The 18,650-nt window shown below is 69.0% G+C and carries 22 protein-coding genes; 9 read left to right on the plus strand and 13 right to left on the minus strand.

The genetic code is table 11. The features are described from left to right. From repSA to A4E84_RS28825, 9 genes are all read right to left on the minus strand, one after another. The gene (gene repSA, locus A4E84_RS28790) at positions 1 to 1,389 is read right to left on the minus strand and encodes a replication initiator protein RepSA (RefSeq protein WP_062929316.1); all 1,389 of its coding nucleotides are present in this window, start codon (positions 1,387 to 1,389) and stop codon (positions 1 to 3) included. Beyond that, positions 1,386 to 1,628, minus strand: coding sequence for a hypothetical protein (locus A4E84_RS28795; protein ID WP_159029626.1), 243 nt, complete (start codon positions 1,626 to 1,628; stop codon positions 1,386 to 1,388). Before A4E84_RS28795 ends, repSA begins: the two co-directional genes overlap by 4 nt. 8 nt (positions 1,629 to 1,636) lie before the next feature. Next, positions 1,637 to 1,816 (minus strand): hypothetical protein, encoded by a 180-nt coding sequence (locus A4E84_RS28800; RefSeq protein WP_062931647.1) that lies wholly within the window; start codon positions 1,814 to 1,816, stop codon positions 1,637 to 1,639. Between the two features lie 93 nt (positions 1,817 to 1,909). After that, positions 1,910 to 2,233: a hypothetical protein gene (locus tag A4E84_RS28805; RefSeq protein WP_062929318.1), complete on the minus strand. Its 324-nt coding sequence runs from the start codon at positions 2,231 to 2,233 to the stop codon at positions 1,910 to 1,912. Positions 2,234 to 2,248: 15 nt separating this feature from the next. Beyond that, positions 2,249 to 2,404 (minus strand): hypothetical protein, encoded by a 156-nt coding sequence (locus A4E84_RS42485; RefSeq protein WP_107308395.1) that lies wholly within the window; start codon positions 2,402 to 2,404, stop codon positions 2,249 to 2,251. Positions 2,405 to 2,418: 14 nt separating this feature from the next. Next, positions 2,419 to 2,607 carry a mobile element transfer protein gene (locus A4E84_RS28810; protein ID WP_062929319.1) on the minus strand — a complete coding sequence of 63 codons (189 nt, stop codon included), beginning with the start codon at positions 2,605 to 2,607 and terminating at the stop codon, positions 2,419 to 2,421. Positions 2,608 to 2,626: 19 nt separating this feature from the next. After that, a complete protein-coding gene (locus A4E84_RS28815) occupies positions 2,627 to 3,310 on the minus strand; it encodes a DUF2637 domain-containing protein (RefSeq protein ID WP_062929320.1) in 684 nt (227 codons plus the stop codon). A 124-nt stretch (positions 3,311 to 3,434) separates the two neighbouring features. Next, positions 3,435 to 4,775 carry an FtsK/SpoIIIE domain-containing protein gene (locus tag A4E84_RS28820; protein ID WP_062929321.1) on the minus strand — a complete coding sequence of 447 codons (1,341 nt, stop codon included), beginning with the start codon at positions 4,773 to 4,775 and terminating at the stop codon, positions 3,435 to 3,437. A gap of 2 nt (positions 4,776 to 4,777) precedes the next feature. Then, positions 4,778 to 5,107, minus strand: a complete 330-nt coding sequence (locus A4E84_RS28825) for an SCO3933 family regulatory protein (protein WP_062929322.1) — start codon at positions 5,105 to 5,107, stop codon at positions 4,778 to 4,780. Between the two features lie 145 nt (positions 5,108 to 5,252). Between A4E84_RS28825 and A4E84_RS28830 the strand changes: the two genes are divergently transcribed. The 4 genes from A4E84_RS28830 (at position 5,253) to A4E84_RS28845 (ending at position 7,996) form a co-directional block, all read left to right on the plus strand. Beyond that, a complete protein-coding gene (locus A4E84_RS28830; RefSeq protein ID WP_062929323.1) occupies positions 5,253 to 6,047 on the plus strand; it encodes a GntR family transcriptional regulator in 795 nt (264 codons plus the stop codon). Continuing rightward, positions 6,044 to 6,709 (plus strand): YdcF family protein, encoded by a 666-nt coding sequence (locus A4E84_RS28835; RefSeq protein WP_062929324.1) that lies wholly within the window; start codon positions 6,044 to 6,046, stop codon positions 6,707 to 6,709. Before A4E84_RS28830 ends, A4E84_RS28835 begins: the two co-directional genes overlap by 4 nt. 167 nt (positions 6,710 to 6,876) lie before the next feature. Beyond that, positions 6,877 to 7,323, plus strand: a complete 447-nt coding sequence (locus tag A4E84_RS28840) for an SANT/Myb-like DNA-binding domain-containing protein (protein WP_062929325.1) — start codon at positions 6,877 to 6,879, stop codon at positions 7,321 to 7,323. A 139-nt stretch (positions 7,324 to 7,462) separates the two neighbouring features. Beyond that, positions 7,463 to 7,996, plus strand: coding sequence for a hypothetical protein (locus A4E84_RS28845; protein ID WP_237304726.1), 534 nt, complete (start codon positions 7,463 to 7,465; stop codon positions 7,994 to 7,996). Here the strand turns inward: A4E84_RS28845 and A4E84_RS28850 are convergent. Then, positions 7,938 to 8,744, minus strand: coding sequence for an IS5 family transposase (locus tag A4E84_RS28850; RefSeq protein ID WP_107308242.1), 807 nt, complete (start codon positions 8,742 to 8,744; stop codon positions 7,938 to 7,940). The two genes, A4E84_RS28845 and A4E84_RS28850, sit on opposite strands and share 59 nt — an antisense overlap. Before the next feature lie 457 nt (positions 8,745 to 9,201). Beyond that, entirely contained in the window at positions 9,202 to 10,461 is a 1,260-nt protein-coding gene (locus tag A4E84_RS42490) for a hypothetical protein (RefSeq protein WP_107308396.1), read from the minus strand. A 258-nt stretch (positions 10,462 to 10,719) separates the two neighbouring features. On the opposite strand from A4E84_RS42490, the gene rlmN reads away from it, so the two are divergent. The 5 genes from rlmN (at position 10,720) to A4E84_RS28875 (ending at position 16,601) form a co-directional block, all read left to right on the plus strand. Continuing rightward, entirely contained in the window at positions 10,720 to 11,826 is a 1,107-nt protein-coding gene (gene rlmN / locus A4E84_RS28855) for a dual-specificity RNA methyltransferase RlmN (RefSeq protein ID WP_062929326.1), read from the plus strand. Between the two features lie 255 nt (positions 11,827 to 12,081). Continuing rightward, positions 12,082 to 13,119 carry a thiamine ABC transporter substrate-binding protein gene (locus tag A4E84_RS28860; protein ID WP_418082265.1) on the plus strand — a complete coding sequence of 346 codons (1,038 nt, stop codon included), beginning with the start codon at positions 12,082 to 12,084 and terminating at the stop codon, positions 13,117 to 13,119. Continuing rightward, positions 13,095 to 14,759 (plus strand): ABC transporter permease, encoded by a 1,665-nt coding sequence (locus A4E84_RS28865; protein ID WP_062929327.1) that lies wholly within the window; start codon positions 13,095 to 13,097, stop codon positions 14,757 to 14,759. The genes A4E84_RS28860 and A4E84_RS28865 overlap by 25 nt, the downstream gene beginning before the upstream one ends. Further along, positions 14,759 to 15,778: an ABC transporter ATP-binding protein gene (locus tag A4E84_RS28870; RefSeq protein WP_062929328.1), complete on the plus strand. Its 1,020-nt coding sequence runs from the start codon at positions 14,759 to 14,761 to the stop codon at positions 15,776 to 15,778. Before A4E84_RS28865 ends, A4E84_RS28870 begins: the two co-directional genes overlap by 1 nt. 25 nt (positions 15,779 to 15,803) lie before the next feature. Continuing rightward, complete coding sequence (locus A4E84_RS28875; protein WP_062929329.1) at positions 15,804 to 16,601, plus strand: maleylpyruvate isomerase family mycothiol-dependent enzyme; 798 nt, start codon at positions 15,804 to 15,806, stop codon at positions 16,599 to 16,601. A gap of 60 nt (positions 16,602 to 16,661) precedes the next feature. Here A4E84_RS28875 and A4E84_RS28880 read toward each other — a convergent pair whose 3' ends face one another. Together A4E84_RS28880 and A4E84_RS28885 are read right to left on the minus strand one after the other, a co-directional pair. Continuing rightward, positions 16,662 to 17,354 (minus strand): LAETG motif-containing sortase-dependent surface protein, encoded by a 693-nt coding sequence (locus A4E84_RS28880; RefSeq protein ID WP_062931649.1) that lies wholly within the window; start codon positions 17,352 to 17,354, stop codon positions 16,662 to 16,664. A gap of 155 nt (positions 17,355 to 17,509) precedes the next feature. Next, on the minus strand, positions 17,510 to 18,631 hold the full coding sequence (locus tag A4E84_RS28885; protein ID WP_062929330.1) for an LOG family protein: 1,122 nt from the start codon (positions 18,629 to 18,631) through the stop codon (positions 17,510 to 17,512). Positions 18,632 to 18,650: the final 19 nt, after the last annotated feature.

Below are 18,650 nucleotides of genomic sequence, written 5' to 3' on the forward strand. Positions count from 1 at the left end.
TCAACAATCCCTTTCGTCGGCGAGCAGGGTGGGCAGTTCTTCACGAGCGGTTTCGCGGTTGTGTTGGATGTCGCGGCGGATGTTGGCGGCGAGCCAGGATTCGCCGGGGGAGTGGCCGTGGCCTGCGTAGCTCCAGTGGGCGAGGGTGAGCGTGGTTGCTTCCTCGTGGTCGGGGTCAGGCAGGCCGAGGGCTTCGCGTTGCTGGGCGGCGCGGTAGTCGGCGCGGGTCTGGCGGAGGGCGCCGAGGGTGGTGGAGTAGCGGCGGGACTTGGTGGAGAAGTGGCCGCGGAAGCCGAGCATGTGAGCCCAGTCGCGGAGCTTGCGGTCCGGGTAGAGCGCGTGCAGGTCGAGGCAGGCCTCGATGAGCCGGGCAGGGTGGTCGGGTACGCCGAGCAGGACCAGGGCCTCTTTGTTGCCGATGCGGCGGTCGACGGTGCCGGTGGTCTCGGCTGCTTTAGTGGCGTACTTGGCGACGTACGAGGCGACGGCCTGTTCGGTGATCTCTTCGCCGTTGCCGAAGGCTCCGATCGGCTGCACGTCGAGCTGCGTGCCCCAGTGCAGCGTCCGGGCGGGCTGGTCCCCGGCGGCGGGCACGTCGACCGCGACGCGGGCGGCGGCGGCATGGATGGAGTCGGTGAGCAGATCGAGGGTGGCCCATGCCGGCGGCGGATCGTCCGGCCCGTCGGGTCCGTCGAAGCGGATCACGGCATGGAAGTGGACGGCCCCGCGCTTCTGGTACTCGGCGACCTTGCCGAAGGAGACGCGGGACTGTTCCTTGGCAGCCTTCTGTGTGAGCCCGGCTCGCTTGGCGATCTCGCGGCGCAGGTAGATCGTGAAGTAGCGCCACAGCTCGGAAGCGTGGTTGTTCCACAGCACCGCGCACGCGTAGTCGTAGCCGTCGGGGTCGAGCGGGGTGCCGAGTTCGGGTGCGTCCTCGCCGTGGCGGGTGCCGCAGCGGCAGGGCCGGTTTCCGGGGCGGTTGTGGACCGGGCCGAACGAGGGCGCGGTGAGGGTGGCGAAGACCCTGGGGTGGTCGCGGATGGTGTGCGGGGTGCCTTTGGCAGGGTCGCCGACGAGGCCGGCGCGGATCAGATGGTAGGTGTCGCCCGCGTAGGTCCAGGCGCAGGCCGGGCAGCGGGACGCGCGGCGGTTGCCGCAGGCGACGCGGAGCCGTCCGCCGGGCTGGGTGTCGGTCGAGTAGGAGTGCAGGACCTGCCCGGTGGTGGCGTCGCGGGTGACGGTGGTGCCTTGCAGGTGGATGGGGTCGGAGCAGCCGCCGGTGCGGCGGATCTGGTCTTGGATGCGGTCGAAGCCGGGGGACCCGGCCAGCCTCAGCACGTCGGCGAGGGTGGCCGGGTCCAGGCCCGCCATGGTGGCGGTGTCGGTCACACGGCACCGTCCGAGGTGGTTTCGGTGATCCGGTCGAGGGCCGACGCGGCTTCCTCAGCGGCACGGGCCAGGGCGCGCAGGGCGTCGGCAGTGCCCTGACGGGCGATCAGCGCAAGGTCGACGAACTCTCCCCCGACACGGAGGCTGACGAAGCCTTCGTCCTCGGGCGTGGGAGCGAACACGCTTACGCGGGCGGTGGTGTCCGGCTCCAGGTGAGCTGAGGTGGTGATGGTCCTCATGGCGGCGGTCACCTCCCGACACGGGCGAAGCGGGCGGCAGGCGCGTTGCCGGTGCCGTGGCAGGCCGGGCAGCCCACGGTGAGGGTCACGCGGGTGCCGTCGGTGTGGCGGCTGCCGGTGGTGATGACGACGGCGGCGAAGCCGTCGCAGTCACGGCAGATCCGCGCAGCCGGGGCGTGCTGGGGCATCATGGGTTTGCCTTTCATGTCCGTTGGATCTGGAAGGTGGGAAGGCGCCCGGAGCGGCGGAAGTTTGGCGACCGAGGCCGCTCCGGGGGCCGTTCAGCGGTGGTTGTTGAGGTCCTTGATGAGCAGCCGCAAGACGACCGCGACCACGGCGACGGAGACGCCGGTGATGGCGACCGCGAGGAGCATGGAGACCAGGACCGCGCCGACGACGAGGACCACCGCGCCACCACCGGCAGCGAGGGCGAGCGTGCTGCCCGGGGTGAGCTGGACCGTCGGCCGGTTCGAAGCGACGGGCGCGACCGAGGCCGGGGCCGGGGCGCGTGTCGGCTGGCCGGGCGCCGGGTTGTGGGCGGTCGCCGAGGTGGTGGCGGTGACCGGGAGCGCGGTGTCCTGGGGCGGGTATTTCGGCGTGAACACGAGGGCGGTTCCCTTCTATTTGAGGACGGTGCTGAGGGCGGGGGCGAGGAAACTGCTGGCGGCGAGGTAGCCGCCGACCAGGAGCACGGCGACCAGCCACCACGGCGGGCGGGCGAGCTTGACGCCGAGCCATCCGACGACGAGCAGGGCGAGCCAGAGCGGTACGTCCATGGCGCGGTCTCCTGTCAGGCCTTGCAGCAGTGGGTGCGGGCGGCGAGTTCGGCGCCGGCGCGGGTGTCGTAGTCGGCGGCGAAGCCGCAGCCAGGGGCGGTGCAGGCGGCGGTGTGCTTGTCGCGGCCCCGGCCGTCGTAGGCGGTGGCGACCTGCACGGGGCCGATGCGGATCACGTTGCGGAAGCGGCGGTAAGCAGGCACGGGCGGTTCTCCCTTCGGATCAGGCGAGCTGGAGTTGGGCGGCGATGGCGTCGGCCACCGGGGCAGGCAGACCAAGCCGGGCGGACAGGGCTTCGGCGGGCATCGGTGACCCGGTGGTGGCCTGGTGGGCGTCGGCGATCTTCCGGGCGTGGTCGAGGAGCGCGGCCGGAACAGCAGGGGCACTGGAGGCTCGCTGTGGCGGTGCCTGAGTCAGCTCGGGCGCGGTCGCCGCAGGCTCCGGGGCGGGTGAGAGGCCGGGGGCGGTTTCGGCGGTGCGGTGGATCTCGACTTCCGGCACGGGTGGCTCGTCGTCCACAGGCTGTGTCGAAGGGGCGGGCGGTTCGGCAGGGGTGTGGACCAGGAGGGTCCCGCCGAGGAAGGCCAGCGCGGGCCAGCCAGCGACGAGGATGCGCAGCCACGCAGGCACGTCCTGCAGGTCGAGCAGGCCTGCGGTGGCGATGTTCGCGCCGAGCGACGCAGCCAGGGCGATGACGAACCAGGTCCAGGCGGAGCGGTCGCGGCGGGCTGTGCGCAGCCGGTGCCAGGCGGCGACCAGGAGCAGATCAACTGAGACCGGGTAGGCCCAGGCCTTCCAGCCTGTCTGTCCGGCAGCTTCGGCCAGGTCGTGCAGGTGGGCGAAGGACAACGCACCGGCAATGACGGCCTGGATAAGAACGGCGTCCGGGCGGATCGAGCGAGACACGTGGGCACCTCCCTTCAGGGAGTCGGGCCGGGGCGGGCGGAGATCGATGTCCGGCCGCCCAGCGGCATGGCGGGGGTAGGGACCTGGCGCGATGCGGTCGCGCCGTCCGTGGCGGTACGGGGTGTTACTCGGTGACCGGGCGGGGCTTGACCAGCGATGGACCGGCCGCCGGCGCCACAGCGGGCAGGTGGGGGCGGAACGGTTCGAGGAACGGCAGGTCCGGGACCAGGTGGGCGAACTCCCGGCAGACGGATACCACTTCGTCCCGCGAGGTTTCCGGGGTGCGGATCTTCGACCAGCCGCCCGAGGGGTCCGCCGCGACAGCGGTTCCGGGGCGGTTCATGGGGATCAGGCTCGCTGCCGGGACCGCGTCCGGGGCCACGTCCGCCAGGCCCATTTCGGCGGTCTGCTTGTCATTGACGCGGTGCACCACACGGCCAGTGAGCTGAGCACGGAGCATGGTGGCACCCTTGCCCAGGTCGGAGCCGAAGCGCTGCCCGCAGATCTCCAGATGGATACCGATGGCGCGGGCCATCTGTGCGAGCCGGATCAACGCGGTCACGATCCGTTCCCGGCGCTCCTCATCCTTCTTGGAGGAGATCAGGAACAGTTCCGCCACCTCGTCGACCAGCACGACCACCGGCACCGGCCGCACCTCGTCGGGCAGCTCCCACAGGTCCGAGACGCCATGACGGCTCAGCAGGTCGAAGCGGTCCTCCATCTCCGCGACCAGCACGCCGAGCAGTGAGGCGGCATCGTCGGGGGTGGTGACCAGCGCCGACAGCCGGGGCGCGAACGCGGACTGTTCCACCCCGCGCTTGCAGTCGATGCCGATCAGGGCCACCGGCAGTTGCGCCAGACCCTTGATCAGGTTGCGCTGATACATGGACTTGCCCGAGTGGTTCGCGCCGAGGGTGAGCGCCATCGGGGCCTTGCGGTAGTCCCGCTCGAACGCGGTCCCGTCCTCGCGCACCGCGACCGGCACGGCCATGTCGTGCGGGCGGGCCTTGCGCGGCATCCGCACCCGGCGCAGCACGTCATAGCCGGTCATCCGCAGTTCGACGAAACCGGGCTTCGTCTCGACCACGCTCACCGAGTGGACTCCCCAGGCGTGCCGGAGTCGCTCCGAGGAGGCCATCACATCCGCGGGCTCCAGGCCGGCGGGAAGCCGCAGGGTGACCCGCAGCCCGGTCGAGGTGCCGCGTACTCGGCGGATCTTCGGCGGGACCGGCTGCACCTCACGGCGGGCCACGTTGCGGGTCATGAACGCCCGCAGACCCGACGGGTGCACCGTCAGTCCACACACGTCCATCGTCGAGCGGTACGAGAGGGTGAAGCGTCCCCAGGTGACCGGCATCCCGACCAGCGACCAGTACACGCGCGGCGCACGCACCTTCGCGTAGCCGAGACCACCGGCGCCCGCTAAGGCACCCGTGGCCTCCAGCCACATCGTCAGGTCGCTCATGGTCAGGCCACCGGGGTGATCGCGACCGCGCGGAACGAGATCCCGTGCCGCTTCTGGCCGTTGAACTCGTTCTCCCAGTCACGCGCCTTCAGGCCGACGACCTTCACCGGCATGCCCGGCGCCAGACCCTCCTGGTAGCCCGTCTCCGGAATGGTGACCTGGTAGAGGTTCCCCTCCCCCTCGTCCGAGACCAGCAGACCCACGGTCGACAGCGGGGCGCCGGTCTCCCGGTCCATGGCCCGCTCACCCGTCTTGGCGTTGGCCAGCTTCGGCACGGGTGCGGTCGCTACGAACACGACAGCGGACGAAGTGTCGATCTTGAACGACGGCATGGGTACTCCTGATGTCTCACGGCTTTGAAGCAGCCCAAAGAAGGCCTTTCCTTCCCGCTGTCCTAGGACTGCGGCGGGCTTGGCAAGACTGTGGCACGCAGTCCTAGGACTGTGCTTGACTGGAGGTGTCGAGAGGAGTCATGCAATGACGCCCAAGTGGCGGGAGCTGGCGGACAAGCTGGCTGAACAGGTCAAGAGGGGTGAGTACGCGCCCGGCCAGCAGCTCCCGCAGATCAGGGAGTTGGTCGCAGCGGGTGAGGGCTCCAAGTCCACCGTCCACCAGGCGTACAAGGCTCTTGAGGCAGAGGGCCTGGTGACGTCTTCTCGCGGTCACGGAACCGTGGTGCGGGAGCGAGTGCCTCTGAAGCGTCTCGGCATCGCCAGGTACGACAAGGCGAAGTGGCGGGACGGCGACGAGGTCGCCTTCATCGCGGACCGTGTGGCTTCCGGACGGGGGTACCGGCGGAACGAGCAGACCCAGACGGTCACTCGCGTTGTAGCGCCACCAGAGGTGGCGGCCGCACATGGGCTGCCGGAAGGCGCCGAGGTCTACGCCCGCGCGCGACTGGTCAAGGAAGGCGACCAGCCGACACACACGCTGACCAGCTACTACCGTCCCGAGCATGTTGAGGGAACACGCCTGGTGGATCCCACGCCGGGGCCCGCCGGCCGAGGCGGCGGATTTCGCGTGCTGTACGACGCGGGTTACGAGATCGATCACATGAGGGAGCGACTCTTTGCCCGTGCTGCTACACCGGACGAGGTGAAGCAGTTGCAGCTACCGCCGGGCGAACCCGTCGTCGAGTTGCACCGGACGACGTACACGGCCGCGGGCACCGTCGTGGAATTCGCCGTTGGGGTCCACGCGGCATCCCGCTTCGCATGGGAGTACGACTTCAAGGTGCCCGACTCGGCCAAGGACAGGAAGGGGCAGCAGTGATCTCGACACAGAACTGGGCAGACGCCCGACGCGTGTGGGACTACCACCAGATGGGCCACTCTCCCCGGCCGTGCTCGGTGGCCATCGGACTTGGCAGCCACGACCTGGGCGTAGCCGATAGAGCAGTGGACCTGTACAAGCGCGGCATGGCCCCCCTGCTCCTCTTCACCGGTGCCACGAGCCCCACGACACGGGAACGCATGCCCCGTGGCGAGGCCGTCCACTACCGGGAGCGGGCAGTGGAACTCGGGGTCCCCAGCAGTGACGTTCTGGTCGAGCCTCGCGCCCGCAACACTGGCGAGAACATCCGCTTCTCGCGAGAGTTGTTGGAGGAGGTCGGGGTGGAGGTGTCCTCGGTGCTCCTGATCAGCAAGCCGTACGAGGAGCGGCGGGCGTACGCCACCGCGCGGAAGCTCTGGCCCGGAGTCGAGGTCGTCAGCGCCTCCAGTCCGATGACGCTGGACGAGTACGTCGACTCCATCGGTGATGCCCGCTTGGTGATCGACATGCTGGTCGGTGCGCTCCAGCGGTTGATGGTCTACCCGGAGCAGGGCTTCATGATCAGCCAGCCCCTACCTGCCGACGTGATCGAGGCGTACGAGCGCCTTTGCCAAGCCGGATTCACGAGTCGACTCCTGACCAGCGGTGCATCTTCAGCCTGACCCGGCGACAGCGAAGCTGTTACAGGTTTCTCTACCTCATCAAGGCCCGCGCACAGCGCGGGTGCGCACCGCCTTGTCGGCGGGGCCGCCGCCCTGTCTTCGCCAGCGGCGGCCCCGCCCGGCGGCGCGCTACGTGCAGCGGACAAGGACGGAAAACGATCTACCGCATGCCCAGCGGGCACACCATGATGGCGCTTATGGGGGAATCCATCGAGCGCACAGCGTTCCGTCTGACGTTCACCGACTACCACCAGGACCCGAACGACAGCGACGTCCTCCGGCGAGCAGTGACGATCCATGCCGACCGGATCACGTTCGACGACGGCCACCTGAACCTCTGGCTCACGGGCACCCACGTCGGAGAGTTCCCGCTCGACATCATCGAGTCCGTCTGCCCTCACGGCGATGCCGACAGGAAGCGTGAGGCGCCAGAAGAGCTACGGGCCCGTTTTCCGCGGATGGGCCACCCATGGTCACCAGAGGACGACGCCCACCTCCTTGCGCTCTACCAGCAAGGAGAACGCGACTTCGACGCCCTCGGGAAGCAGTTCGGCCGGAAGCCCAGCGCCATCCGGTCACGACTGGCCAAACTTGGTCTCGAAAGCCTTGCCTGACAGGTCCAGACGTCGGTGGCTGGGGCGGTCGGCTCCACGGCTTTAGAGGTCGTTCTCTTTCCGAACCTCGTGTGTGGTTCTCGCTGGTCAGGCATGAGATGGCCGCGGTCGCGGGAGTCTCGGCTCGTTGCTGGCTGAGATGTCGTGGGGGTGGCGGATGCCGTCGATGCGGGCGGTGTTGGAAGCGCGGCGGAAGTCCGCGGCGGTGCGGGTGGAGGAACTCGAAGCCGAGCTGGAGCGGGTGCGGGCGGCTCTGGCGGACGCGGAAGAGGCGCTCAGGCGCCGGGTGATCGGCCTGGAGCAGTATCTGGAGGCACTGGCCGAGGCGGATGCGCCCGCCGAAGTGATCGGCGGGGTGTCACAGCGGAAGCCGGTGGGACCGCGCCGGGCGGTGCCTCACCGGCAGAACGCCACCGGAACAGAGGAGTTGTCGCCGGACTATCAGGCGTTGATGGCCGCCGCGGTGGAAGCAGGAGCCGATGGGCTGGGTGCCCGGCGGGCAGCGGTGGTGCTGGGCTGGGACAGCGCCTCCGCCTCCCGTGTCGAGGGAGCGAGGGCCCGGCTGAAGCGGCTGGTGGAACGGGGCTGGCTGGTCGAGGAGAAGCCGGGAAGGTTCAAGCCGCCGATACCGGAACAGGTTCCTGGTGCTGGACGGTCAGGCGGCGGCTCATGAGCATGGTCATCGACCACAGAACGACGGCTTCGCTGGTCTCGGTGCGCCGTTCGTAGTCACGGACCAGGCGCCGGCTGCGCAGGAGCCAGGCGAAGGATCTTTCGACGACCCAGCGGCGGGGCAGGACCTGAAAACCCTGGACGTCGTCGCTGCGGCGGACGATGTCGAGGACGACTCCGAGGTGCTGGGTGGTCCAGTCGGTGAGGTGGCCGGTGTAACCGCCGTCGGCCCAGATCCGCGCCAGCCGCCGGAAGTGATTCTTCGCTGCGGGTAGCAGGACGCGGGCGGCATCCCGGTCGGTCGTGGAAGCCGGCGTGACCAGCACGGCCAGCAGGAGCCCGAGAGTGTCGGTCAGCAAGTGCCGCTTGCGCCCGTTGATCCTCTTCCCTGCGTCGAACCCCCGCGAGTGGTGAGCAACAGTGGCGTCCGCCTTCACCGACTGCGAGTCAACGACCGCCGCACTCGGCTCCTGGTCACGGCCCTCAGCCCGGCGGACGCCCTCGCGCAGCCGTTCATGCAGCTCGGCCACCAGCCCCGTATCCCGCCAGCGGGCGAAGAAGGCATACACCCGCGGCCAGGGCGGGAAGTCGGACGGCATCGCCCGCCATTTGATGCCGTTGTCAACGAGATAGCGCACCGCGTCGATCATCTGCCGGTGGCAGTAGCCCTCCGGCCGCCCGCCCCGGCCCGCCAGCCATCCCGGCACCGGCAACAGATCCCGCACCAGAGCCCACTCGGCATCGCTCATGTCCGAGCCATACCGAGGCCGACGCTCTGGCCGGTCGGCCGCGTTCCCGAACCGATGGGCGAGACAGTCACACCTGGGAGTGGCCGGACTGGACCCGGCAACCACGACCACGCGACACTTCGACAACAGGGCCTCTTGCTTCTCGCTGGACTCGACAACCGCGAGCTACCAAGAGGCCCTTCCTTCATGCCCCCACGTCGGCCAACTCACCCGATCCAGCGCGCTGTTCGAAGCAGACCGAGCACACGAACGGATAGAGAACGGCCAGTTAGGCAGCCACTTTGGGGCGAGCCTCTAAGATCATGGCCCCAACGTCGTGCTTTAGCGGGCAGGTCCACAGACTGCCCGACTCGCCGGAAGCTTACGGGGCCATGATCACTCGCCCCAAAGCAGCTCCAGCCCAAAGCCGCTCCGCCGACCTGGCTCTATGCGCCCTGCCTGCATTCTTGCAGAAGCTTCACTCGCTTGACATGAGTTTGGCTTGCACGTCATCCCGCCACTTTTGAGACTGTCGCAACCAGGAGTCTTCGTGCGGTGCAACGTCCGACGAGAAGTGTTGCATGAAGCTGCACCATTTATTGCGCCGCCTTAGTCCTTCCTCTCCCAAAAATAGCAGGGCAGTCCTCGGGGAACTTTTCCTCTTGGCGGCGAGGCGATCCCAGCAGTATGAGGATAGCGAATGTACTGATTCCAGAGCGGTCTGCGCCTCGAGACGGGTGGGGCTATACCCGCCGTGGACTACTCTGTGGCGCAGTCGGTAACACCGATGAAACCATTCGGCTACCGGCGTGTTCCCGTCCAGAGTCCACTTTCCTCCGAGAAGGCTTGCAAACTGCGACTTGACTCGCCGTGCTAGCCGCCCTTCGGCGAAAACCTCCGCCACGTCTTCTGCATCGTTCCCTGCCTCCCATAGCAGAGTTGCCAAGAGGGAGTCGAGTAGTACTTCGCTGGCGGTATTACTCAACGTCACAGCCGCGCCATACTGGCCTTCGATCTTCAGTGCCCTGTGGGCCTCGACGAATCGCTCCCGCCAAACGAAGAGCGGGGCTCCTGCATGCCTGAGATTTTCAAAGAACTCTAGGCGACCTATGTTCTCCTGGCTTATCTCCGGCCCGTCCGTAACGTCTGGAATGTTGACGTGATCCAGCATGAGGGCGTTGACGGGACCCCACTCAGAGGAATCCAGAGAGAATCCTTCTTCTTCTTGCGTCATAACGACTGATTGAGTCGTTTGGAATGGAATGAAGATGTCCAGCAGCTCATACGAGGGGAGTGTGCAGGGAACCTCAAAAGCCGCCCTGTATGCGCGGATTACTTCCTGTAGCGTATAGATGCATCTATTTAGGGCGTCATGTTCAATGGGGACGTCTTGGGGGGACATCCATTCGTCATCTGATGCAATTTCGGCGTTGCTTAGAGTGGTCGCGATGACGGTGGTGTAATTGCCATCTAGATTCGACGGCATGCTCTCGCTGTCGTCATCTGCTACTTGTCCGAGACGTTTAATTGCTTCGGCCGCAGAGGAGAATGAACCGTGGCGCCTTGATGTGTTACGCGATTGCATGAATCGCAGATGAACGAAAAGGTGATTCATTGATCGGGAGGCATACGGCTCAGGGACTACGGGTGCACCCTTGTAGATGTATCCATCAGGTACGGGGAAGGGGTCGGGCAGTGTAATGAAAAAGCGAACTAGCGATCGATTGTTGTCTGGCATCAACACTCCTCTACCTTTGTTTGCTGAGATGCTGTCACGCAGGTCACTTTCGGCGCACGCGAATTCCGCGTTGCCTTGCGTGTGAAGCTGCTGGACTTGACTCCTGTTCTCGCGGGACGGTGAGTGTGCGAGGCGGCGCCTGGGCCGTCCCTGGGCCGTCCGAAGCCGACCAACGCCGACAGACGGCACCCACAGGTGACCACCCCCACCCCACTCTGGCCTGGGCAACCGGAGTTGATCTGCCACACTGGATGGGTTATGCCTGCACCCGGAGAACTCACTTTCGTAGCCCCCCGCGGAGCCAAGAAGCCGCCGCGGCATCTCGCCGATCTCACTCCTGCCGAGCGCAAGGAGGCCGTTGCCGCTGTCGGGGAGAAGCCGTTTCGTGCCAAGCAGCTCTCGCAGCACTACTTCGCGCGGTACGCGCATGATCCGGAGCAGTGGACCGATATTCCGGCCGGTGCCCGGGGGCGGCTGCAGGAGGCGCTGCTGCCCGAGCTGATGACCGTCGTGCGGCATCTGTCGACCGACCAGGGCACCACCCGCAAGACGCTGTGGCGGCTGTTCGACGGGACGCTCGTCGAGTCCGTGCTGATGCGCTACCCGGACCGGGTCACCATGTGCATCAGTTCCCAGGCCGGGTGCGGGATGAACTGCCCGTTCTGCGCGACCGGGCAGGCGGGTCTCGACCGGAATCTGTCCACCGCCGAGATCGTCCATCAGATCGTGGACGGCATGCGGGCGCTGCGCGACGGGGAGGTCCCCGGCGGTCCCGCGCGGCTCAGCAACATCGTCTTCATGGGCATGGGCGAGCCGCTCGCCAACTACAACCGGGTCATCGGATCCATCCGGCGGCTCACCGACCCCGAGCCCGACGGGCTGGGGCTCTCGCAGCGCGGCATCACCGTCTCGACGGTCGGGCTCGTCCCGGCCGTCCACCGGTTCGCCGACGAGGGCTTCAAGTGCCGCCTCGCCATCTCGCTGCACGCCCCCGACGACGAGCTGCGCGACACGCTCGTGCCGGTGAACACGCGCTGGAAGGTCCGGGAGGTGCTGGACGCCGGCTTCGAGTACAGCGCCAAGTCCGGGCGCCGGCTGTCCATCGAGTACGCCCTGATCCGGGACATCAACGACCAGGCCTGGCGGGGTGACCGGCTCGGGCGGCTGCTCAAGGGCAAGCCCGTGCACGTGAACCTGATCCCGCTGAACCCGACGCCCGGCTCCAAGTGGACCGCCTCCAGGCCCGAGGACGAGAAGGCGTTCGTGGAGGCGATCGCCGCTCATGGTGTGCCGGTGACGATCCGGGACACCCGTGGTCAGGAGATCGACGGGGCGTGTGGTCAGCTAGCGGCCACCGAACGGTAGTCTGACCGCCGTAAGAACATCTGCATATTCCGACAGGGGAGCGCCACAGCGCTGAGAGTGCGGCACACGGTCGCAGACCCTCCGAACCTGGCCCAGGTCATTCTGGGTAGGGAGATCGGTCATCACTCGAGCTGTTGCGCCCTGCCCGGGACCCCGGAAGTCCCGGGCGGGGCCGCGTCTTCTCCTGGTCACTCCAGGAGGAATCCAGTGAGCATCAACGCAAAGCGGCTGACGGCGGCGGTCGTCGGGCTCGGCATGGCCGGCACGCTCGCCGCGTGCGGGTCGTCCGACGGCGGCCAGGGGTCCGGCGACTCCAAGACCGTGACGCTCGTCAGCCACGACTCGTGGGCGGCGTCCGAGGACGTCATCGCGGCCTTCGAGAAGCAGTCCGGGTACAAGGTCCAGGTCCTCAAGGACGGCGACGCCGGGCAGGCCGTGAACAAGGCCATCCTGACCAAGGACAACCCGCAGGGCGACGTCCTCTTCGGCGTCGACAACACCCTGCTGTCCCGCGCCCTCGACAACGGCCTCTTCCAGCCGTACGAGGCGAAGGGGTCGGAGCAGATCGAGACGGGGTACCGCGTCGACCAGGACAAGCACCGCGTCACGCCCATCGACACCGGCGACATCTGCGTCAACTACGACAAGAAGTACTTCGCCGACCACGAGCTGGAGCCGCCGAAGAGCTTCGACGACCTGGTCGAGCCGCAGTACAAGAACCTGCTCGTGACCGAGAACGCCTCCGCCTCCTCGCCCGGCCTCGGCTTCCTGCTCGGCACCGCCGCCAAGTACGGCGACGACGGCTGGGAGGGGTACTGGAAGAAGCTCAAGGCCAACGGTGTGAAGGTCGTCGACGGCTGGGAGCAGGCCTACAACGAGGAGTTCTCCGGCTCGGCCGGCGGCAAGAAGGCCAAGGGCGACCGGCCGCTCGTGGTGTCCTACGCCTCCTCGCCGCCCGCCGAGGTCGTCTTCGCCGACCCGAAGCCGGGCACGGCCCCGACCGGGGTCGCCGAGGGCACCTGCTTCCGGCAGGTCGAGTACGCCGGACTGCTCAGCAACGCCGAGAACACCAAGGGCGGCAAGGCCCTCCTCGACTTCCTCATCAGCAAGAGGTTCCAGGAGGACATGCCGATGAACATGTTCGTGTACCCGGTGACCGAGGGCGCCCAGGTGCCGCCGGAGTTCGTGAAGTACGGGCCGCAGGCGAAGGACCCGGAGACCATGGACCCGGCGAAGATCGCCGAACACCGTGACCAGTGGGTCAAGTCGTGGACCTCACTCGTACTGAAGTAGCCGCACGCAAGCGGAGCGCGGCGGCGCGGTTCGGTCTGCTGGCCGCGCCCGTCGCGTTCTTCGCGGTCTTCTTCGCCTACCCCGTCGCCGCGATCGTCGCGCGCGGCCTGAAAACCGACGGGACGTGGCACCTCGGGCGGATCGGGGAGGTGCTGGCGCAGTCCGACGTCCGGCACGTGCTGTGGTTCACCACCTGGCAGGCGCTGGTCTCCACGGTGCTCACGCTGATCGTCGCGCTTCCCGGCGCGTACGTCTTCGCGCGTTTCGACTTCCCGGGCAAGCAAGTCCTGCGGGCGGTCGTGACCGTGCCGTTCGTGCTGCCGACGGTCGTCGTCGGTACGGCGTTCCTGGCGCTGGTCGGGCGGGGCGGGCTGCTCGACGAACTGTGGGGCGTACGCCTGGACACCACCGTGTGGGCGATCCTGCTCGCGCACGTCTTCTTCAACTACGCGGTCGTCGTCCGGACGGTCGGCGGGCTCTGGGCACAGCTCGACCCGCGGCAGGAGGAGGCCGCTCGGATGCTCGGGGCGTCTGAGCTGAGGGCCTGGCGGCAGGTGACGCTCCCCGCCCTCGCCCCGGCCGTGGCCGCCGCGGCGCTCATGGTCTTCCTGTTCACCTTCACCTCCTTCGGCGTCGTGCAGATCCTCGGCGGGCCCACCTTCTCCACCCTGGAGGTGGAGATCTACCGGCAGACGTCCGAGATCTTCGACCTGTCCACCGCCGCCGTACTGACCATGATCCAGTTCGTGGCGGTGGGGGCGATTCTCGCGGTGCACGCCTGGACCGTGCGGCGGCGGGAGACCGCGCTGCGACTGGTGGACGCGTCCGTGACCGCGCGCCGGCCGCGCGGCGCAGGGCAGTGGGCGCTGCTGGGCGGGGTGCTCGTCACCGTCGCCGTGCTGCTCGTGCTGCCGCTCGCCGTGCTGGTGCAGCGGTCCCTGAGCGCCCCGGGCTTCGGCTACTACCGGGCGCTGACCAGAGAGGACGGCGGAGTCTTCCTGGTCCCGCCGATCGAGGCGGTCGGCAACTCCCTGTCGTACGCCGTCGCCGCCACGCTCATCGCCGTGGTGATCGGCGGTCTCGCCGCGGTCGCGCTCACCCGTCGGGACGCCGGGCGGTTCGTGCGCGGCTTCGACGCGCTGCTGATGCTGCCGCTCGGGGTGTCCGCGGTGACCGTCGGCTTCGGGTTCCTGATCTCCCTCGACGAGCCGCCGCTGGACCTCAGGTCCTCCTGGATCCTGGTACCGCTCGCGCAGGCCCTGGTCGGGGTGCCGTTCGTCGTGCGGACCATGTTGCCCGTGCTGCGGGCGGTGGACGTCCGGCTGCGGGAAGCGGCCTCGGTGCTGGGGGCCTCGCCCTGGCGGGTGTGGCGGGAGGTGGACCTGCCGATGGTACGGCGGGCGCTGCTGATCGCGGCCGGGTTCGCCTTCGCCGTGTCCCTCGGGGAGTTCGGCGCGACGGTGTTCATCGCACGGCCCGACAACCCGACGCTGCCGGTGGCCGTGGCCCGGCTGCTGGGGCGACCCGGTGACCTCAACTACGGCCAGGCGATGGCCCTTTCGACGATTCTGATGGTGGTGTGCGCCGTGGCCCTGCTGGTGCTGGAGAGGCTTCGCACGGACCGGACGGGGGAGTTCTGATGCTGCTGGCTCTGCGGGGCGCGACGGTCCGATTCGGCGGGCCGGCGGTGCTGGACGCCGTCGATCTGGAGGTCGCCGAGCACGAGATCGTGTGCGTGCTCGGGCCCAGCGGCAGCGGCAAGTCGACCCTGCTGCGGGCGGTGGCCGGGCTGCAACCCCTGGACTCCGGGCAGGTGGTGCTCGACGGCCGCGACCAGGCGGGCGTGCCCGCGCACAGGCGCGGCGTCGGGCTGATGTTCCAGGACCATCAGCTGTTCCCGCAGAGGGACGTGGCCGGGAACGTCGCCTTCGGGCTGCGGATGCACGGCGAGCCGCAGCGGCAACAGGCCGAGCGGGTACAGGAGTTGCTGGACCTGGTCGGGCTGCCGGGCGCGGGCCGCCGGTCCGTCGCGATGCTGTCCGGCGGGGAGCAGCAGCGGGTGGCGCTGGCCCGGGCTCTCGCGCCGAGCCCGCGGCTGCTGATGCTGGACGAGCCACTGGGGCAGCTCGACCGGTCGCTGCGCGAGCGGCTGGTCGTCGAACTGAGGGAGCTCTTCGGCCGGTTGGGCACGACCGTGCTCGCCGTGACGCACGACCAGGGCGAGGCCTTCGCACTGGCCGACCGGGTCGTGGTGATGCGGGACGGGCGGATCGCCCAGTCCGGTACGCCTCTGGAGGTATGGCAGCGGCCCGCCGACGCGTTCGTCGCCCGCTTCCTCGGGTTCGAGAACGTGGTCGAGGCGACGGTCGGGGCGGAGGCCGCGGACACGCCCTGGGGCAAGGTGCCGGTGCCGGAGGGCGCGCCGCAGGGCACCCGGACCCTGCTGGTGCGGCCGGCCGGGGTGCACCTGGTGCCCGCGGACTCCGGCCTGCGCTGCACGGTGGCCGCGCGTACCTTCCGGGGCACGCATGTCGCCGTGCACCTCCAGCCCGAGGGCGCACCGCGCCTGGAGGCGGCGTGCGCGCTGCGGGCGGCACCGGAGGTCGGGGACGAGGTGGGCGTGGAGTTCGACGCCGCGGAAATGGTGGTGCTCGGCTGATCGTCCTCTGCCTAGGGTGCGAGGTATGACGCCACTCGCGCACGACCGCTACTGCGACGAAATCGCCTACCAGATCGTCCTGTTGCGGCAGGTGGTGACCTCCGGGGCAGACTTGTCCGGCACCGTGCCCACCTGCCCCGACTGGTCGCTGGAGGAACTCGTCCGGCACACGGGCGGTGCGCTGCGCTGGGCGGAGCTGATGGTGCGGACCGGGGCCGAGGAGGAGGTGCCGGAGGAGCAGGTGCCGGGCGTGGCCGGTCCCGAGGCCGTCGGCGACGCCGCCGCACTGGACGCCTGGCTGGCGGAGACGGGCGAGCGGATCGTCGCCACGCTGCGGAAGGCCGGGCCGGACGCGAAGGTGTGGGGCTGGGCCGGGATCCAGAGCTCCGGGTTCTGGGCCCGCAGGATGACGCACGAGATCACCGTGCACCGCGCCGACGCCGCACTGGCCGCCGGGCTGCCCTACGAGGTCGCGCCCGAGGTCGCCGCCGACGCGATCGACGAGTGGCTCCAGATCGTGGAGTACGTGCAGCGGACGGAGCCGCAGGACGTGGTGGGGGAGCTGGTCGGCCCGGGCAGCAGCATCCATCTGCACGCCACCGACACCGGACCGGACCTGAACGCCGAGTGGGTCGTCGAGCTCACCGAGGACGGTGTCCGCTGGCGGCGGGGCCACGAGAAGGCCACGGTCGCCCTGCGCGGACCGCTCACCTTCGTGCTGCTCGCGTTCTACCGTCGGCTGCCGCTGGACGCGAAGGAGCTGGAGGTCCTGGGCGAGCGGGAGTTGCTGGAGTTCTGGCTGGAGCGGGCCACCTTCGGCTGAGACGGGACGTGGCCCGCCCCCGGGAGGGGACGGGCCACATCAGGGTGGGTGCCGCGGGCGTCAGCTGTCGTGGTTCGCCCCGCGACGGCGCATGCCGAAGAACACCGCACCGCCACCGACGACGACCAGGGCCGCCGCGATGCCGGCGATGATGCCGGTGTTGGAGTCGGCACCGGTCTCGGCGAGGTTGGAGTCACCGGCCGGGGCGGGCACGTTGCCCGCCGGGGAAGTGCTCTGGCTCTCCGACGGCTCCGGAGCCGGGCTCTCGCTCTCCTCGGCGGGCTGGGAGGGGGAGGCCGACGGGGTCGGCGTCGCCGGGGGAGTCGAGGCCGGAGGAGTCGAAGGAGGCTCCTCCTCCTTCTTGCAGGCCGTCGCCGGGGTGACGAGGTTCGGCTTGATGTCCTCGTCGACGTAGCCGGCGGCCTTGACGTGGATGCGGTACTCGGCGTCCGGCTTCCAGTTCTCGGCGAAGGTGATGGTGGTGCCCTCGCGCGAGCCCTTCACCTCCTGCTCGCCGATCTTCTTCACGTCGGCGCCGTTGTTCTCCAGGTACACGGTGACCGTCGCCGGGATGCCGGCGGGGTCGACGTCGGTGACGGTGATGACGCCCTTGTCGCCATCGCACTTCGCCTCGGCGGAGAACTCGCTGATGTCGCAGGCGAGCGCGTTGCCGGAGGCGCCGAGCGCGAGCGCGGCCGAAGCGGAGACGACACCGAGGACGCGCACGGCACGGGCGCGGCGGGATACGGACAGAACTGCCACGTTTGTCCTTTACAGGATTGCTCAAGCGGGGGGTTGAGGCAGTGTTGACCGGGCGTCAGCACTACCGGGAGGCTCACAGGTCTATAAGCGCTGCATAAGCAGTGTCAACGCATATGCAGCTTGCAAGCACTTGCTTTGCCTTCTTATTAACCGCCGAGACGTTTCAACGCCTCCGGCGCCTCCTCGATCCGGTCCACCAGCGCGATCCTCGCTTCCATCGAGCGGCCCCCGGCCAGCGACCGGAGCAGCGGCCACGCGGGCAGCTTCTCCGTCCAGTGCACGCGGTTCACCAGCACCATCGGCGTCGGCTCGCCGCGCGACTCGTAGTAGTTGGGCGTCGCGTTGTCGAAGATCTCCTGTACGGTCCCGGCGGCGCCCGGCAGGAACACCACACCGGCATTGGACCGCGCCAGCAGGCCGTCCTCGCGGGTGGCGTTGGCGAAGTACTTGGCGATGTGGGAGGCGAAGGCGTTCGGCGGCTCGTGGCCGTAGAACCAGGTCGGGATGCCCACCGAGCGGCCGCCCTGCGGCCAGCGCGTGCGGATCTCGAAGGCGGCCGCGGCCCACTGGGTGATCGACGGGGTGAAGTGCGGCGCCTTGCCGAGGAGTTCGAGCGACTCGGTGAGCATCTCGTCGCCGAAGGGGGCGGCGTACGCGCCGAGGTTCGCCGCCTCCATCGCGCCCGGGCCGCCGCCGGTGGCGATCGTGAAGCCGGCGCGGGCCAGCTCCCGGCCGAGCCGTGCGGCGCCCGCGTACTCCTCGGTGCCGCGGGCCATCGCGTGGCCGCCCATGACGCCCACGACCCGGGCGCCGGACAGGAGTTCGTCGAGCGCGTCCGAGACGGAGTCGTCGTGGACCGAGCGCAGCATCGAGGCGTAGATGTCGCGGTCGGCCTTGGTGCGCTGGAACCAGGCGTAGGCGAGGGCGTCGGGGGTGGCCTCGTAGCCGTCGGCCAGCGACGCGAAGAGTTCGTCCGGCGAGTAGACCAGGCCGCGGTACGGGTCGAACGGCAGACCCGGGACCGGCGGGAAGACCAGGGCGCCGTCGGCCCGGACCTTCGCGTCCGCGTCCTCGCGCATCGCGCAGCCGAGGAAGACCGCGCCCGCGGTGTCCGTGGTGAGCAGCTCGCGCGTACGGTCCGTCAGGTCGACGGCCTGGACGCGGTGTCCGGCCAGGGTGCCGCGCGCCGAGACGGTGGCGTCGAACTCCTGAAGGGTCTCTATCTCACGGTCGTCGTGGTGGGCCGCATGGGCGGGCATCGTCTGCACTCGCCCATGCTGGCACAGC

It is taken from the genome of Streptomyces qaidamensis (assembly GCF_001611795.1).
Classification (GTDB): domain Bacteria; phylum Actinomycetota; class Actinomycetes; order Streptomycetales; family Streptomycetaceae; genus Streptomyces; species Streptomyces qaidamensis.